This window comes from Micromonospora sp. SD19, from assembly GCF_054462275.1.
This window is the reverse complement of sequence record NZ_JBTLMN010000002.1, coordinates 570,739-586,516: the sequence shown is the minus strand read 5'-3', so window position 1 is coordinate 586,516 and position 15,778 is coordinate 570,739. Positions and strand designations below refer to the sequence as shown.

20 protein-coding genes are annotated in these 15,778 nt (G+C 72.7%); 9 read left to right on the top strand and 11 right to left on the bottom strand.

All coding sequences use genetic code 11. From position 1 onward, the window contains the following. Nucleotides 1-125: 125 nt before the first annotated feature. From ACX27O_RS09855 to ACX27O_RS09845, 3 genes are read left to right on the top strand one after another with little or no spacing between them, the layout of a single operon-like run. On the top strand, nt 126-893 hold the full coding sequence (locus ACX27O_RS09855) for a glycerophosphodiester phosphodiesterase (RefSeq protein WP_030327667.1): 768 nt from the start codon (nt 126-128) through the stop codon (nt 891-893). Between the two features lie 17 nt (nt 894-910). After that, the gene (locus tag ACX27O_RS09850; protein WP_210865827.1) at nt 911-2,305 is read left to right on the top strand and encodes an MFS transporter; all 1,395 of its coding nucleotides are present in this window, start codon (nt 911-913) and stop codon (nt 2,303-2,305) included. A 56-nt stretch (nt 2,306-2,361) separates the two neighbouring features. Continuing rightward, entirely contained in the window at nt 2,362-3,078 is a 717-nt protein-coding gene (locus tag ACX27O_RS09845) for a thymidine kinase (RefSeq protein WP_036410478.1), read from the top strand. A 24-nt stretch (nt 3,079-3,102) separates the two neighbouring features. Here the strand turns inward: ACX27O_RS09845 and ACX27O_RS09840 are convergent, their stop codons facing one another. Together ACX27O_RS09840 and ACX27O_RS09835 are read right to left on the bottom strand one after the other, a co-directional pair. Beyond that, on the bottom strand, nt 3,103-4,296 hold the full coding sequence (locus tag ACX27O_RS09840) for a low temperature requirement protein A (protein WP_210862156.1): 1,194 nt from the start codon (nt 4,294-4,296) through the stop codon (nt 3,103-3,105). After that, complete coding sequence (locus ACX27O_RS09835) at nt 4,283-4,741, bottom strand: Rv0361 family membrane protein (RefSeq protein ID WP_030327664.1); 459 nt, start codon at nt 4,739-4,741, stop codon at nt 4,283-4,285. Before ACX27O_RS09835 ends, ACX27O_RS09840 begins: the two co-directional genes overlap by 14 nt. Nucleotides 4,742-4,878: 137 nt before the next feature. Here ACX27O_RS09835 and ACX27O_RS09830 point away from each other — a divergent pair, with 137 nt between their 5' ends. The 4 genes from ACX27O_RS09830 to ACX27O_RS09815 all read left to right on the top strand — a co-directional run bounded on the left by ACX27O_RS09830 (nt 4,879) and on the right by ACX27O_RS09815 (nt 9,120). Then, a complete protein-coding gene (locus ACX27O_RS09830) occupies nt 4,879-6,582 on the top strand; it encodes an acyl-CoA dehydrogenase family protein (RefSeq protein ID WP_030327663.1) in 1,704 nt (567 codons plus the stop codon). Nucleotides 6,583-6,613: 31 nt separating this feature from the next. Continuing rightward, the gene (locus ACX27O_RS09825; RefSeq protein ID WP_358126226.1) at nt 6,614-7,777 is read left to right on the top strand and encodes an outer membrane protein assembly factor BamB family protein; all 1,164 of its coding nucleotides are present in this window, start codon (nt 6,614-6,616) and stop codon (nt 7,775-7,777) included. A gap of 57 nt (nt 7,778-7,834) precedes the next feature. After that, nucleotides 7,835-8,206, top strand: a complete 372-nt coding sequence (locus tag ACX27O_RS09820; protein ID WP_036410475.1) for a VOC family protein — start codon at nt 7,835-7,837, stop codon at nt 8,204-8,206. A gap of 65 nt (nt 8,207-8,271) precedes the next feature. Beyond that, complete coding sequence (locus ACX27O_RS09815) at nt 8,272-9,120, top strand: helix-turn-helix domain-containing protein (RefSeq protein WP_210865825.1); 849 nt, start codon at nt 8,272-8,274, stop codon at nt 9,118-9,120. Here ACX27O_RS09815 and ACX27O_RS09810 read toward each other — a convergent pair. The 6 genes from ACX27O_RS09810 to ACX27O_RS09785 all read right to left on the bottom strand — a co-directional run bounded on the left by ACX27O_RS09810 (nt 9,092) and on the right by ACX27O_RS09785 (nt 12,829). Continuing rightward, a complete protein-coding gene (locus tag ACX27O_RS09810; RefSeq protein ID WP_210862472.1) occupies nt 9,092-9,517 on the bottom strand; it encodes a VOC family protein in 426 nt (141 codons plus the stop codon). The two genes, ACX27O_RS09815 and ACX27O_RS09810, sit on opposite strands and share 29 nt — an antisense overlap. A gap of 90 nt (nt 9,518-9,607) precedes the next feature. Beyond that, nucleotides 9,608-10,606 (bottom strand): tyrosine-type recombinase/integrase, encoded by a 999-nt coding sequence (locus ACX27O_RS09805; protein ID WP_458939315.1) that lies wholly within the window; start codon nt 10,604-10,606, stop codon nt 9,608-9,610. A 71-nt stretch (nt 10,607-10,677) separates the two neighbouring features. Further along, nucleotides 10,678-11,103, bottom strand: a complete 426-nt coding sequence (locus ACX27O_RS09800; RefSeq protein ID WP_030327658.1) for an Hsp20/alpha crystallin family protein — start codon at nt 11,101-11,103, stop codon at nt 10,678-10,680. Nucleotides 11,104-11,205: 102 nt separating this feature from the next. Then, nucleotides 11,206-11,700 (bottom strand): GNAT family N-acetyltransferase, encoded by a 495-nt coding sequence (locus tag ACX27O_RS09795; protein WP_309140890.1) that lies wholly within the window; start codon nt 11,698-11,700, stop codon nt 11,206-11,208. Between the two features lie 42 nt (nt 11,701-11,742). Further along, complete coding sequence (locus tag ACX27O_RS09790; RefSeq protein ID WP_210865823.1) at nt 11,743-12,258, bottom strand: DUF2087 domain-containing protein; 516 nt, start codon at nt 12,256-12,258, stop codon at nt 11,743-11,745. 55 nt (nt 12,259-12,313) lie between these two features. Continuing rightward, nucleotides 12,314-12,829 carry a MarR family winged helix-turn-helix transcriptional regulator gene (locus ACX27O_RS09785; protein WP_210865822.1) on the bottom strand — a complete coding sequence of 172 codons (516 nt, stop codon included), beginning with the start codon at nt 12,827-12,829 and terminating at the stop codon, nt 12,314-12,316. Nucleotides 12,830-12,898: 69 nt separating this feature from the next. Here ACX27O_RS09785 and ACX27O_RS09780 point away from each other — a divergent pair, with 69 nt between their 5' ends. Continuing rightward, on the top strand, nt 12,899-14,131 hold the full coding sequence (locus ACX27O_RS09780; protein ID WP_458939314.1) for an MFS transporter: 1,233 nt from the start codon (nt 12,899-12,901) through the stop codon (nt 14,129-14,131). 5 nt (nt 14,132-14,136) lie between these two features. Here the strand turns inward: ACX27O_RS09780 and ACX27O_RS09775 are convergent, their stop codons facing one another. Both ACX27O_RS09775 and ACX27O_RS09770 read right to left on the bottom strand, forming a co-directional pair. Continuing rightward, nucleotides 14,137-14,328 (bottom strand): DUF397 domain-containing protein, encoded by a 192-nt coding sequence (locus ACX27O_RS09775; protein WP_130401096.1) that lies wholly within the window; start codon nt 14,326-14,328, stop codon nt 14,137-14,139. Beyond that, a complete protein-coding gene (locus ACX27O_RS09770) occupies nt 14,319-14,948 on the bottom strand; it encodes a DUF5753 domain-containing protein (RefSeq protein ID WP_210865894.1) in 630 nt (209 codons plus the stop codon). Before ACX27O_RS09770 ends, ACX27O_RS09775 begins: the two co-directional genes overlap by 10 nt. A gap of 21 nt (nt 14,949-14,969) precedes the next feature. On the opposite strand from ACX27O_RS09770, the gene ACX27O_RS09765 reads away from it, so the two are divergent. Next, entirely contained in the window at nt 14,970-15,170 is a 201-nt protein-coding gene (locus tag ACX27O_RS09765; RefSeq protein WP_210858913.1) for a hypothetical protein, read from the top strand. Here the strand turns inward: ACX27O_RS09765 and ACX27O_RS09760 are convergent. Beyond that, complete coding sequence (locus tag ACX27O_RS09760; protein ID WP_210858903.1) at nt 15,167-15,739, bottom strand: GNAT family N-acetyltransferase; 573 nt, start codon at nt 15,737-15,739, stop codon at nt 15,167-15,169. The two genes, ACX27O_RS09765 and ACX27O_RS09760, sit on opposite strands and share 4 nt — an antisense overlap. Nucleotides 15,740-15,778 lie beyond the last annotated feature (39 nt).

Sequence of the window (15,778 nt, the reverse complement as noted above, 5' to 3'; positions counted from 1 at the left end):
GGAACCGCGGAACCCGGTCGACCAACGCCAGGTGCGCGACGAGCCCGTCAGCGCACCGGGATCACGGGCGTGATCTTCGCCGGCAGGCCACCCACGCGCCACCGGCGGCGGGCATACTGCGTCGCGTGTTGACCCGATTCGGCTACCTCGACGCACCCGCGCCGCTGGCGTTCGCCCACCGTGGCGGCGCCGCCGAGGGCGACGAGAACACCACCGAGGCGTTCGCCCGGGCCATCGGGCTGGGTTACCGGTACGTGGAGACCGACGTGCACGCCACCGCCGACGGCGTGGCGGTGATCTTCCACGATCCGACGCTGCGGCGGGTCACCGGTGAGCCGGGGCGCATCGCCGAGATGAGCTGGGCGGATCTCGCCTCGGTACGCGTCGGCGGCGCCGCCGTCGTACCCCGGCTCGACGAGGTGTTGGCCGCCTGGCCGCAGGTCCGCTTCAACATCGACGTGAAGGCCGACGGCGGCGTCGAGCCGACGGTGGCGACGGTGTCCCGGGCCGGCGCCGGGGACCGGGTGCTGCTCGCCTCGTTCAGCGACGCCCGGTTGACCCGGCTGCGGGCGCTCACCCAGGGGCGGGTCGCCACCAGCCTGGGCATGCGCGGCGTCGCCCGGCTGCGGCTGGCCTCCCTGCACGGGCGGCCGTTGCGGCTGCCGCCGTCGGTGGTCGCCGCGCAGGTGCCGCCGCGCTACGGGCGGGTGCCGGTGGTGGACCGCCGGTTCCTCGACTACTGCCACCGCATCGGCCTGCAGGTGCACGTCTGGACGATCGACGAACCAGCCCAGATGCACGAGTTACTGGATCGTGGCGTGGATGGCATCATGACCGATCACGTCGGCGTGCTGCGCGACGTCTACCGCAGCCGCGGCCACTGGGCCGCCTGAGCGTCGAAGGACCACCGATGGCCGAGACCGTGACCCCCACGGTGGACGACACTCCGCCCCCGGCGAGTACTCGCCGGGAGCGGCGCGGCTGGTACATCTACGACTGGGCCAACTCCGCGTTCCAGACCACCGTCATCACGGTGTTCCTGGGACCGTTCATCACCACCGTCGCCGAGCTGGCCGCCGGTTGCGAGTTGGGCGCGGACACCTGCGACGGGTACGTGTACCCGCTGGGCATCCGGGTGGCGGCCGGGTCCTACTACCCGTACCTGATCTCGCTGTCGGTCTTTCTCACCGTGTTCGTGCTGCCGGTGATCGGGGCGATCGCCGACCGGTCGGCGCACAAGAAGCGGCTGCTCGGCGGCGCCGCGTTCACCGGCGCCGGCGCCACCGTCGCGATGATCTTCGTGACCGGCGACCGTTACCTGCTTGGCGGGGCGCTCTTCCTGGTCGCGAACATCTCCTTCGGCGCGGCCCTGGTGGTCTACAACTCGTTCCTGCCGCAGCTCGGCGGCCCGGACGAACGCGACGGCATCTCCAGCCGGGGTTGGGCGCTGGGTTACCTGGGCGGTGGTCTGCTGCTGGCGTTCAACCTGGTGGCGGTCACCCTTTTCAGCGAGGACGACAACCCGCAGCGCACCCTGGACCTGGCCCGCTGGTCGATCGTCTCCGCCGGGGTGTGGTGGGCGGTGTTCACCCTCGTGCCGCTGCGCTGGCTGCGGGAACGCCCCGGCGCGGCGGCGGCGCTGGCCCGGCAGGGCAACGTGCTCACCGACGGGTTCCGGCAGCTGGGCCGCACCCTGCGGGAGATCAAGGCGTACCCGTTGACGCTGTTCTTCCTGCTGGCGTTTCTGGTCTACAACGACGGCATCCAGACCGTCATCACCCTGGCCAGCCAGTACGGCACCGAGGAGTTGCGCCTGGAGCAGAGCACCCTGATCATCACGATCCTGCTGGTGCAGTTCCTCGCCTTCGGCGGCGCGTTGAGCCTCGGCGCGTTGGCCCGGCGCATCGGCGCCTGGAAGACGGTGCTGCTCAGCCTGATCCTCTGGATCGGTGTGATCATCGGCGCGTTCCGGCTGCCGGCCGAGGCGCCGGTGCCGTTCATGATCCTCGGCGCGGCCATCGGCCTGGTGCTCGGCGGCAGCCAGGCGCTGAGCCGGTCGCTGTTCAGCCAGCTCATCCCGGCCGGTAAGGAAGGCGAGTACTACGGCTTCTACGAGATCAGCGACAAGGGCACCAGTTGGCTCGGCCCGCTCGCCTTCGGGCTGGTGTTCCAGCTCACCGCCTCGTACCGGGTGGGCCTGGTCTCACTGCTGATCTTCTTCGTGGTCGGTTTCCTGCTCCTGGCCGCCGTGCCGATCCGCCGTGCCATCGTGGCCGTGGGCAACACCCCACCCCGGGTGCTCTGAGCACGCGTCCCGGACCAGGCAGATCAGGGGCGGTCGATCGGCTAGGCTGCCCGACCGTGACTGACGACGCCGCCACCGTCCCGACCTGCCTGGCCCACCCGTTCCCCGGGCAGCCGCACGCCCCGGCCGGGTGTGCGGCCGCGCGTGGGCTCGACGGGCGTCCGGTGCACGCGGCGGCGTTGAAGTTCTTCTGGGGGCCGATGGACTGCGGCAAGTCCACGATGGCGTTGCAGATGAACTACAACCACGCCCGGCAGGGCCGGCGCGGGCTGGTCACCACCCGCATCGACCGGTCGCTGGGACCGCAGGTCACCACCCGTATCGGCCTGGCCCACGAGGCCATCGAGGTCACCGACGACCTGGACCTGCGGGCCCTGGTGCGCGGCCGGTGGGCCGACGGGGTACGCGTCGACTACCTGATCTGCGACGAGGCGTGCTTCTACACCGTCGAGCACGTCGAGCAGATGGCCGAACTGGTGGACAGCTACGACGTCGACGTCTTCGCGTTCGGCCTGGCCACCGACTTCCGGTCCTGCCTGTTCCCCGCCGCGCAACGCCTGTTCGAGCTGGCCGACGAGGTGGCCCGCATCCAGGTCGAGGTGCTCTGCTGGTGCGGCCGCGAAGGGCTGCTCAACGCCCGGGTCGTCGACGGGCAGGTCGTCCGCGAGGGCGCCCAGGTCGTCATCGGCGACACCGTCGACACCGCCGAGGTGCGCTACCAGGTGCTCTGCCGCCGCCACTACCGCAGCGGCGACCTCGGTCCCCGAGACTGAACCACCGGCCGGCTCAGAACGCGGTCACCGCGCGAGCGCCAGGGAACGGCGCCGGTCGGTCAGGATCACCGCCACCGTCACCACCAACGCCGCCGCGGCGCACCCCGCGACCGGCGCACCCAGCGCCACACCCACCGGCATCAACGCCAACAGCACCACCACCGCCGTGACCCGGCTGATCGGCAGGGCCCGCCACAGCAGCGCCTTGTAGGCGGCGTGCCCGGCCAGGAACAGGGCCGGTCCGCCGAGGGTGAGCAGCACGTCGACCGTGGCAGCCGGGGCGCCGGGTTCCCGCAGCAACCGCTCGTCGGCCGCCGACGCCACGACGACACCGGCGACGATCACCGGGTGCAGAAAGTTGAACGCGACCCGGCTCAACGCGCCGGTGCGCTCTCCGGCGTGGGCGATGACCTCCGTGGCGGCCGGCGCCGAGCGGGCGAAGTACACCCACCACAGCGCCACCGAACCGCCGAACGCCAACAGGAACGCCCCGGACGTCACCAGGTTCACGTGTGACGTGAGGGTGCTGCCGGTGACCAGGATCGACTCCCCCAGCGCGATCAGGACGAACGCCGCGCACCGTTCGGCCAGGTGCCCACCCTCCACCATCCACCGCTCGGGTCGGCTGCGTCCCCGCTTCGGCAGCGGGTAGCCGAGCGAGAGGCCGACCACCTCGATCACGATCACCGCCGCCCACACCGCGTCCCGGGCGGCCCCGCCGACCAGGCCGCCGAGGACCACGAGCACCGACGTCCCGGTGATCCACGGCAGCGACTGCTGAAATCCGGCCACCAGCCACGGACTGCCCTGCACCGCCCACAACGCGAACAGTGTGCGGCCCACCTGCATGATCACGTAGACCAGCGCGAAGAGTGGACCGGTCGAGCCGAACGCGTCCGGGATCGCCGCCGACAACAGCAGGCTGCCCAGCGCCATTCCGATCAGCATCGTCCGCACCGGCCCCTGGTCCGGTTGCAACCAGTTGGTCAGCCAGGTGGTGTAGACCCAGACGAACCACACCAGCGCCAGCAACAGGCCGGTACGGGCGGCGCCCCGCCAGTCCAGGTGCGCGAGCAGGTAGTGCGACAGCTGGGTGATGGTGAAGATGAAGACGAGGTCGAAGAAGAGTTCCGTGGAGGTGGTCGGCTGCACCCCCTCACGTGGTCGCAGCAGTTGCGGGCGTACCGGGGTGGCGACCGGGGGCTCAGAACGGGTCACCGCACACCCGCCAGCCGCCGTCCTCGCGGACCACCGGCAGGCGACGTTCCTCGCTGAGCCCACCGTCGCGGGTCACCTTCACGGTCACCGTGCCCTGCGGTCGCCCGCTGCGGGTGGCGACGGACACGTCGGTGATCTCGTAGTCGGTGACCATCGGTGGAGTCCGCACCCAGCTGGTGAAACCGATCGCGCTCCACCGGCTGCGGGCGTCCGCGCAGAGCCGCTCGTACGCCCGGTCGCTGTCGCCCAGGGTCACCTCGTTGAGGAAGCCGTCGGCGGTCTCCCGGATCGGGCCGGCGGCCTGCCGGACGGTCTGCAGGTTCCAGGCGCCCAGCCCGGCCACCCCCACACAGCACAACGCCACGCCGAACCCGGCGAACGCCAACCCGGTGCGCATCGGGCGGTGACGCCGGGCCGGTCGACTCCACTGTTGGCCGGCACCCACGACTACCGACCGTAGAGAACACGGTCGCACCGGGGTACGACAAGCCGAAAAATCGGGTCCGGGGCTCACCCTGTTCGCGGCGGCCCCGCATCGTCTACCGTCGGCGCACACCCCCGAGCAGTGCCAGGAGCCGATCGATGAGCCGCTTCGTGCAGCCGGTACCACCCCCCGTCGACCCGTACGCCGGCGATGGCCTGCTGCGCTCCTGGCTGGAGCGTCACCTCGGCCCGGGCGGGCACGCCGCCGCGAAGGGCCGCCTCGCGGACCTGGCCGCCGACGTCACCGGGCCGCTGCGCGCGGCGCACGCCGACGCCGAGGCGCACCCGCCGACGCTGGTCCGCTACGACCCGTGGGGCGCCCGCGTCGACCGCATCGACACCTCCGCCGGCTGGCAGGAGCAGCGCGCCGCCGCCGCCCGCCACGCCGTGGTCGCGCTGCCGTACCTGCCGGACGCCCGGGGCACCTGGGGTGCCGCCGCGCGGGTCGTGCAACACGCCCTGCTGCACCTGTACGGGCCGGAGTCGGCGACGTTCTCGTGCCCGGTGGCGATGGCCGACGGGGCGGCGGCGCTGCTCAGCATGCCCGACGTCGACGCCACGGTCCGTGCCGCGTGGCTGCCCCGGCTGATCTCGACGGACCCGGCCACGGCGATCACCAGCGGGCAGTGGATGACCGAGTCGCAGGGCGGCTCCGACCTGGGCCGCTCCAGCACGCTCGGTCGACCGGCGGCGGACGGTTCGTGGCGGCTGACCGGGGAGAAGTGGTTCTGCTCCGCGGCCGACGCGGCGATGGCGGTGGCGCTGGCCCGACCGGAGGGCGCCGGGCGGGGCAGCCGGGTGCTCGCCCCGTTCCTCGTTCCCCGGTACGCGGTCGACTCCCCGTTGGCCGACGGCGCGGCACCGGGCGCACCCGCACCGGGCGTCACGGTGCACCGGCTCAAGGACAAGCTCGGCACCCGGGCGCTGCCCACCGCCGAGATCGGTCTGCGCGACGCGTACGCCCTCCCGCTGGGTGACCCGGCGGTGCCCGGTCTGGTCCGGGCGATGACCCTGGTCGTGGTGACCCGGGTGCACAACGCGGCGGCGGCGGCCGGCGGGATGCGACGTGGCCTCGACTACGCCCGCGCGTACGCCGAGGTGCGGCACGTCGCCGGCGGCCCGCTGGTGTCCTCGCCGCTGCACCGGGCCACGCTGGGCACCCTCGCGGTCGACGCCGCGGGCGCGTTCGCCCTGGCCGGGCACGCCTTCGCCCTGCTGGGGCGGGTGGAGGTCGGCGCCGACCCGGAGGCCGCGGCGGAGCTGCGCATCGTGGCGCCGCTGGCGAAGCTGGCCACCGGCCGGCTCGCCGTCAGCTCCGCCAGCGAGTACGTGGAGAGCTTCGGCGGGGCCGGTTACGTGGAGGACACCGGGGTGCCCCGGCTGCTGCGCGACGCCCAGGTGCTGCCGATCTGGGAGGGCACCACCAACGTGCTGGCCCTGGACGTGCTGCGCGCGCTGACCCGGGAGGACGCCGGGGTGCCGCTGCTGAGCCGGCTCGCCGCCGCCGTCGACCTGGCGCGGCCGTTGTCGCCGGTGCTGGCCGACACGCTGGCCACCGCCGCCGCGCAGCTGACGGAAACCATCAGCGCGGTGACCGTCGACCCGGGTGCGTCGGCGGTGCTCGCGGGCGCCCGTGGTCTGGCGTTGCGCCTGGCGTACGCGCTGACCACCGCGTTGCTCGTCGAGCACGCCGCGTGGGGGGACGAGCAGGCGGAGCTGGCAGCCCGGTTGTGGGCGCGCCGCTGGCTGCGCCACGAGGAGATCGCCGAGGACGCCCACCACCACCTGGACCTGCTCTGCTGATCGGCCGGCGCGAGCGGACGGGTGGGCCCGCATGTCGGTGCTGATCGAGCTGGGCGACGACCGGGGCGCGCCGCTGGACGAGCGCCGGCCGCCGCCGCAGGTGTCGCGCCGGTGGCGGGTGGCGGCGCTGGTGGCGATCTGTGCCCTGCTGGGCGGTGCCGCCCCGGCCGGGCGCCTGTCGCCGCAGGTAGGACCGGTGGTGCCCGCCGGGGCGACAGTGCTGGGCGCGGGGCCGCTGCTGCTGGTCGTCGGCCCCGACCAGAGCCCGCCGACGCTGAGCGCCTACGACTCGGCCGCGCCGGGCGGCCCGCCGCGGTGGCGGGTCACCGTGCCACCCGCCGCCGGGTGGTCCGCCGAGGTCGTCGGTGACCTGCTGCTGCTGGTGGAACGGGATCAGACGCGCGGGGCGCGGGTGACCACCGCGCGGTCGATGCGTACCGGACAGCCGGTCTGGCGGCGACCCGAGCGGGTGTACGCGGCCGGGGACGCGGCGGTCGCGGTGAGCGAGGTACGCAGCGCCTCCGATCCGGGGCGGCGGGTCGAGGGCACGGTGCACGGCGTCGACCCGGCCACCGGTGCGACCCGGTGGTCGGTTCCGCTGCCCTCCACGGCGGTGCTGCGGGCGCTGCCCGGGCGGGTGCTGCTGGTGCAGGACAACGGGTTGGTCCGGTTTCTCGACGCCCGCGACGGTGTCGAGCGCGGGCGGGGCCAGCTTCCGCCGGCCGACTACGGCCCGGACAACCCCCAGGTCGTCGGCGCGCACCTGGTGCTGCGCCACCCGGTCGCCGGCGCGGTGGCGCTGACCGGGTACGACCTACCGGGGCTGGCGCCGCGCTGGCGGGTGCCGGTGCCGTCGGGTGAGTTGACCCTGCGGCCCTGCCAGGGCCTGATCTGCGGGCAGGACGAGCAGGGCCGCTGGGCGATCGACGCGGGCACCGGGGCGCGGGTGTGGTCGTGGCCGGACGGCGCGCGCTGGCGCACGGTGGCGGGCCCCCGGGTGCCGGCGGAGCCGCTGGTGGTGCTGGGGTTGGCGGCGGACGGCAGGCGTGCGCTGGTGGCGACCGTGGGACGCGACGGTCATCGGGTGTCGGTGGTGCTTCCGGAGGGTCTGACCGACTGTCGACGGGTGGGCGCCGGGCTGATCTGCCGTGACAGCACCGCCCGGGTGACGTTCTGGCCGCTCGAGGCCCTCTGATGGGCGGTGGGTGTCGCAGGCCCGGAGTTTGTCGGACCCCGTCGGCATACTGCCGGCGTGACAGTTTCTGCCGACCTCGCGATGGTCAACCTCGACAGTTCCGATCCTGCCGGCCATGCCGCGTTCTACCACCAGGCGCTGGGCTGGGAGGTCACCCACAGCCAACCGGAGTACGCGATGATCAGCTCCGGTGGCGTCTCCATCGGCTTCGGTCTGGTCGAGGGTTACCGACCGCCCTCCTGGCCGGATCCGACCGGCGACAAGCGCTACCACCTGGATCTCTACGTCGACGACCTGGCGGCGGCGGAGGAGAAGTTCGTGGCGGCGGGCGCGTCCAAGCCGGATTTCCAGCCCGGCGGCGACAAGTGGGTCGTGCTCCTCGACCCGATCGGTCAGCCGTTCTGCATCTGCCCCCGCCCGCAGGGCTGACGCCGCACAGCCTGCTCAGCCGCGCCAACGTCTCCTGACTCATGCGTGTCTGACACGATCGTCTGGTGGAACGAAACACCGCTCTGCGTGACTTCCTTCGCTCACGACGGGCGCAGGTAAGCCCGGCGCAAGCCGGTTTGATCGACGGCTCGGGACGCCGGGTGCCCGGGCTGCGGCGCGAAGAGGTGGCGGCCCTGGCCGGTGTGAGCGTCGACTACTACATGCGCCTGGAACAGGGCCGTAACGTCTCGCCGTCCGATTCAGTTCTCGATTCTCTGGCCACGGCGTTGCGCCTTTCGCCGGCGCAACGGGCACAGCTGTATCTGCTGGTTCGGGGCCGTTCGAAACACGAGGCAGACCGTGTTCCGGACGATCATCCGAATATCACCGGGCTTCTGCGCGCCGTCGCTGTTCCGGCGATTGTGGTGGGGCGCGGTAGCGAGGTGATCGGCGCGAACGCACTGCATCGAGAACTGACGACGGACTTCGACACGTTCCCCCGTGAGCGCCGCTACTACGCGTACTGGCTGTTCGCCGATGCGGGTGCTCGTGAGGTGATGGTGACGTGGGAGCATTCCGCCCGCGAGACCGTCGGTGTCCTCCGGGCCGCCGTCACCCGGTTCCCGGAGGACCTCCGTCTCCACCGCCTGGTCGAGAATCTGAACGCGGGGAGTCCCGAGTTCCGCGAGCTATGGGACGAGCACGACGTCGCGACCCCGGCGCCCGGTGTCAAGGTGTACCGTCATCCGCTGATCGGTTTGCTGGCACTGCGGCAGGTGGCTGCGCAACTGGCCGACGACGTCTGGCTTTACCTTTACTGGGCCGATCCGGGTACCGACGCCGAGGCGGCCCTGCAGCGGCTGCGAGACGTGGTCGCCGATGCGCTCAGCCGGCCATCGGCACCGCATCGGTGATCTCGATGATGGTGCCGATGTTGTCCCGGATGAAGGCGAAACGCTGACCGCTCTTCTCGACCGTCATGGGGCCGGCGAACAGGGCCACACCGCGCCGGTCGAGTTCGGCGATGGCCGCGTCCAGGTCGGGAACCCGGAGGCAGATGTGGTGCAGACGCTCGACGTCGTGGCTGGCCGGTAGGCTTTCGGCGGCCGGGGCCGGGTTCGCGGCGGCGCCAGCCGAGATGATCTCGATCTTGGTGTTGTCGGTGCCGATGAAGGTGAATACCGATTCGCCGACTTCGAATTGCTGGATCACCAAGAAGTCGAGGTGGTCGCGATACCACGCGATGGTCTGGTCGAGGTGCGCTGCAGAGGTAGTGATGCCGACGTGGTCGAACTGGAATCCGAAGGTCATGTCACAAGTACAGCAATGTGCGATGCTGCCGAAAAGCGGCCGGTTTCACCCTAGGTCTGCCGGTCCTAGGCCCGACGCGGCGGGCGCTGTTCAGCCGCGGCGGCGCGACCGGGCGGCCCACACCGCGTAGGCCGGGTCGCGGTCGAGGTTGTGCCGGTCCCGGTCGTAGCGGCGGGTGGTGCGCGGGTCGGCGTGCCCCATGGCGTCCTGCACGTCCTCCAACGGCACGCCCTCGGAGCGGGCGGTGGTGGCGAACGCGTGTCGCAGCGAGTGTGGCGACAGCTTCGCCCAGGCCGGGATGCCGGCGGCGCGGGCGAGCCGACGGACCATCCGGAACACCGAGTGCCGGTCCAGCCGGGCACCGCTGGCGGTGACCAGCAGTGGACCGGTCAGCTGCGCCACCGGCACGCCGGTGGCGGCGGCCCGCTGGGCCAGGTAGGCGTCCAGAGCGTGCCCGGCGCTGGGCGTGAGGGCGCGGCGGCGTTGTTTGCCGCCCTTGCCGACGAAGCGCACGCTGCGGTGGCCGCGTTCGGTGCCGAGGTCGGTCAGGTCCAGTGAGATCAGCTCCCCGACCCGCAGACCCAGATCGGCCAGCAGCGCGAGCGCTGCCCGGTTGCGGACGGCTGTCGCGCCGGTGTCGGCCTCGGCGGCGTTGAGGAGGGCGTCCACCTCCTCGGGGGTGAGCCCGACGGTGGCGGAGTGGTCCCGGTCGACGCGGGGGCGGTCGGCGCCGGCGACCGGGTTGGCCGGCACCGCGCCGAGTTTGGCGAGGAAGTCGTACCAACTGGACAGCGCCGAGAGCCGGCGTGCGACGGTCGCCGGGGTCAGTGGGCGGCCGCTGCGGGCGCCGACGCTGTTCTCCAGGGCGCGGGCGTATTCGTTGACGTGCAGGAACGTGGCCCGCAGCGGGTCGAGGTCACGCTCGGCGCACCAGCGCAGCCAGCCGGTGACGTCACGTCGGTAGGCGTCGCGGGTGTGTTCGGACAGCCGCCGGTTACGCAGCCACGCCTCGGTGACCTCGATCGGTCCGCTCGGCAGCGCCGGTGGTGTGGACGGACGGGCGAGCACCGGAGCGTCGGAGAACACCATGTGAAAAAGACTCTCAGCCTCGGGTGGGATCGGCGCGCAGGCGCGCCGGTCCCACCCGTCACCGTGGCGGATCAGGCGTTGATCTCCCGGCGGGCGTTGCCGTTGGCCTGGATGGTCACCCGGCGGGGCTTGGCGCGCTCGGCGACCGGGATGCGCAGTGTCAGCACCCCGTTCTCGTAGCCGGCCTCCAGCTTGTCGGTGTCCAGGGTGTCGCCGAGGAACAGTTGCCGGGTGAAGGTGCCCATCGGGCGTTCGGCGGCGACCAGTTCGACGCCGTCACCGGCCGGTCGGCGACGCTCGGCGCGGACGGTGAGCACGTTGCGTTCGACGGTGCAGTCGATGCTGTCCGGGTCGACGCCAGGCAGGTCGAACGCCGCGTAGAAGTGGTCGCCGTCGCGGTAGGCGTCAAGGTGCATCATCGCGGGGCGGGCCGCCGTACCGAAGAACTGCTCGGCGAGCCGGTCGATCTCGCGGAACGGGTCGGTACGCATCAACATGGTCATGCCTCCTCGGTTCTCCTGGCCGAAGGTGATGAGTTGAGTCGGGGTGACTCAACTTCCTCTTCTTATTTAGCGCGTCCGGATGCGAGCGTCAACTGCTCAGGACAGCCGTTTTTCAAACCAGTGATCGGCGTAGGGCCCCTGCGAGTACGCCGGGATCTCCGCGTAGCCGTGCCGGGCGTACAGGGCGCGGGCCTCAACCAGATCGTGGCGGGTGTCGAGCCGAATCCGGTCCGCCCCGGCCGCGCGGGCCCGTTCCTCGACGGCGGCCAGCAGCGCGGCGCCCCCGCCGGCGCCGCGATGGTCGGGCCGGACGAACACCCGGGTCAGCTCGGCCCAGCCCCGCTGCCACCGCAGCCCGGCGCAGCCGGCCAGCTGGTCGCCGTGGCGGGCGAGCAGGAGCAGTCCGCTCGGCGCGGTCAGGTCGTCGCTGGGCATTTCGGCCAGGGCCGCGTCGACCTCGCCGGGCAGGGCCGGTCGACGGTGGTAGCGAACCACCATCTCGGTCATGTACTCGCGCAGCAGCAGCGCGGCGTCAGGTCGATCAGGTCGGGCGGCGGTGGTCGTCCACGTTGGTCGGGCGGTAGTGGTCACCTGTTGATCATCATCGCCCGGTCAACGGGATTATCCGGACGATCAGAGCCGCTGGTAGATGCCGTGCTCGCGGGTGAGCAGCTGTTCGTCGATCAGGTAGCGGCGCAGTGTCACGTGATCGGACCCGCCCGCGGCGCACCACGGTTTGAGGGCGTCGTCGACGGCCCGCTCCGGATAGCGGGTGCCCGGCTCGAACGACCGCTCGGCGATGTGTGTGAGCAGGACCCGCCGCCGGCTCGGCTGCGCCGGCAGGCTCACCAGGACGCCCGCGCGGAGAAAGGTCCGCAGCACCGGGTCGGCGGCGGGTTCGGCGGCGTCGGGTGACCGGTTGTCGCGTACCACCGCCCGTAGCGACGCCTCGTCGACAGCGAGCGCGCCGTCGGCACCGGTGACCAGGCCCGCGTCGGTGAGCCGACGAACCCCGGTGAGCACCACCCGCGCCGGCAGGTCGACCCGCTGTGCGACAGCGGTCGCGCTGGTCGCACCCAGCACGATCGCCGCGAAGATCCGTCGCCGTGCGTCGTCGGCCAGGGCGCCAGCCAGGGCATGCGCAGTCATGCCGGTCACCCTCGCATCAGCGGTACGCGGGCCGCCAGGCGATTTTCCGGCCCGCTCAGTCGGTCCCCGGCGCGCTCGGCGGCTGCTCGGCGACCAGGAGCACCCGACGCAGCAGGTCGGAGAGGTGTCGGCGCTCGGTCGCGGTGAGCGCGCCGAGCAAGCGGTGCTCCTCCGCGCCCTGGACCTGCATCGCCCCCTGCCACGCCGCCCGGCCTGCCTCGGTGAGCTCCACGTCGACCCGCCGTCGGTCCACGGTGGACGGCATTCGGCGCACGAAGCCCCGCCGCAACAGAGTGTCCACCCGCGCGGTGATCGAGGCGGGGGCCATCGCGAGGTCCGCGGCGAGATCCGAGGGCGCTGCCCGTCCACCACGACCGGCCAGGGCGTGCAGGGTGTCGTACTCGTGGGCCGGCAGGTCGAGGTCGACCAGGACCCGCTCCTTGACCGCCCGCAGGTGCCGGGTCAGTCGGATCATCCTGGTCACCGCCCCCTCGACGTCCGCGTCGAGGTCGGGCACCACGGGCCGCCAGCGCTCGATGTGCTGGTCGACGGTGTCCGGGGTGGTGGTCACCGCGCCAGCTTACCTCAGCGACAAAATATTCGTTGCCGAAATATTCGATGTTGAACTATGCTCCGGGTCATGGCTCACCCCCTGCGCAACCACTCCTTCCGGCTGCTGTTCCTGGGTCGCAGCATCTCCGCCATCGGCGACGCGGTGGTGCCCGCCGCGCTGGCGCTGGCCGTGCTGCGCGCCACCGGCTCCACCGGCGCGCTGGCCGTCGTCCTCGCCGCCGCCGTTGTCCCCCGGCTGCTCCTGCTGCCGTTCGGTGGTGTCGTGGCCGACCGGTTCGACGCCCGCCGGGTCGCCCTGCTGGCCGACCTGGTCCGCTGCGCTGCCCAGATCGCGGTCGGCGTCGAGCTGCTCGGCGGCGACCCGTCGCTGAGCACCGTCGTGGTGGCGTCGGCGCTGGGCGGCGTCGCCTCGGCCTTCGCCATTCCGACAGCGTCTCCGCTGGTCGCCGGCACCATCGAACCGGCCGACCGGCAGCGGGCCAATGCCCTGATGGGGATCACCGCCAACACCAGTCGCCTCGCCGGGCCGGCGCTGGCCGGCGCGCTGATCTGGGCCGCCGGGCCCGGCTGGGCATTCATCCTCGACGGTGCGTCGTTCGCGCTCAGCGCCGCGCTGCTCGCGCTGGTGCGGGTCCGCCACGTGCCGGTGCCCCGCCGTTCCGTCCTCGCCGACCTGCGGCACGGCTTCGGCGAGGTACGCGCCCGCGACTGGTTCTGGACCAGCCTGCTCGGGCACGGCGTGTGGAACGGCGCCGCCGCCGTGCTGATGACCCTCGGCCCGGCCGTCGCCATCGACCGACTCGGCGGCGAGGCGACCTGGTTGCTGCTGTTGCAGGCCGGCGCGATCGGCATGCTCACCGGGTCGCTGCTGGCCGGGCGGGTACGGCTGCACCGGCCGGTGCTGCTGGCCAACCTCGGCCTGGCCTGCTACGCCGCGCCGCTGTTCCTGCTCGCCGTCGCCGCGCCCGCCCCCGTGGTGATCGCCGCCTACGCGGTGGCGCTGACCGCCCTCGGTTACCTCAACCCGGTGTGGGAGACCGTCGTGCAGCACCACTTCCCGCCGGAGGTGCTGGCCCGGGTCACCTCGTACGACTGGCTGGTGTCGCTGGCCGCCATGCCGCTGGGCTACGCGCTGGCGCCGGTGGCCGCCGACGCGTTCGGCGCACCCGTCCCGCTGGCCGTCGCCGGCCTGCTGGTCCTCGCCTCCTGCGCGGGCACCGCGCTCGTCCCCGGCGTACGCCGCCTCACCTGGCCGGCGACCCCGAAACCGCAACCGGCCGAACCCGCCGGCGTGCGCTAGCGAGGTCAGCCGGCGTGGCGGGCCTGCGCGACGAAGCGCCGCCACGACTCGGGGCGGAACGCCAGCGTCGCGCCGTCGCGATCCTTCGTGTCCCGAACGAGCACCACACCCGGCAGGTTGTCGGCCACCTCGACGCAGTTGCCGCCGTTGCCGCCGCTCCTCGTGCTCTTCCGCCACCGCGCGCCGGTCATGTCCATGCTGCTGCCGCTTCCCTGAGGAGTGCCAGGGAACGCCCGCGCGGCAGTGCCTCGCCGCGGATCCGCTCCCACCGTCGCTCCAGATTAACAAGGTCCGATGGCTGATCCAGGATCTGCGCCTGGGCCGCGCTGTCGACGTGGGCGACCCGGGAACCGTCCGGCATGTCCGCGATGGTGAACGGCCCGTCGAGCCCGGGATAGCTGGGCGCGTCCGCCGGAACGATGTGCAACTGCACGGTGCCCGCCTCGGCGTGCCCGAGCAGGCACGCGAGTTGCGCGGCCATCAGGGCGCGGTCGTCGCCGACACGTCGTCGGAGCACCCCCTCGTCCAGCACGGCCACCAGCAGAGGCCCGCCCTCTCCCGGTGCGAGGATCGCCTGCCGGGCGATGCGCGCCTCGGTGAACTCGTCGACCGCCTCCGCCGCCAGCATCCCGCCGGCCAGGGTCGCCCGCGCGTACGCCTCGGTCTGCAACAGCCCGGGCACCCACGCCAGCTCGAACGACCGCAGCGTCACCGCCTCACGTTCCAGGTCGACCCACGGCCGGAACCACACCGGCTCACGACGCCGGCCGGCGTCCGGCACACGTACGACGGTTGGCTCTGGCTCGACGCGTACCAACTGGACCCGAAGGGCGAGGCGGTGGCCCGACGTGAACTGTTCGTGCTGCGCGCGGGCGTACGGCGGCAAGCACCCGGCGAGGCGCGCGGCCCGCCCCCGCGCGGCGTCGGACCGCTGCGCGGGCCGTCTGATGCCCCAGCGCCGCGAGCACCTGCCGTCGCGGCCGTCGTGGCGCTGCCCGACCTGACCCCGCGTTTCGTCGGCTGGGCCGAGGCCCGTTAAGCCAGTCGTGCGTGCAGGTGCATGTCGTGCCAGCCGTCGGCGTGGCGCACCGACCCTCGGGCCACGCCCTCGACGGTGAACCCGGCCCGCCCAGCCACCCGGCAGGACGCCACGTTGCCGGTCGAGTGCTCCAACCCGAGCCGGTGAAACCCGCCCCGGGTGAAGGCCCATCGGGTCATGGCGAGCAGCGCCTCGGTGGCGAGCCCTCGACCGCGCGCGGCGGGCATCAGCCAGTACGACACCTGCGCCGACGCCTCGGTCAGCAGCACGTCGCGCAACCCCACCTGACCGACGGGCTGGTCGTCGGCGTCGACGAGCGCCCAACTGGCGGCGCTCTCGTCGCGCCAACGGCCGGCCCACTGCGCTGTCCACGACCGTGCCTCGTCGTCGCTGTCGAGACGACGCACGTGCCATCGCTGGATCACCGGACAGTCGAAGGCAGCCCGCACGGCCGGGGCGTCGTCGTCACGCCACGGCCGCAACGCCACCCCGGGGCGTACCGGAAGGTGGGGTTGCTCCTGGGCGGCGAGGCTGCCGGCGGGCAGCGCGGGTACGACGAGCAGCGGCATCCGCCCATTATCGAGCCGGCGGCCGCACGCTCCCGGCCG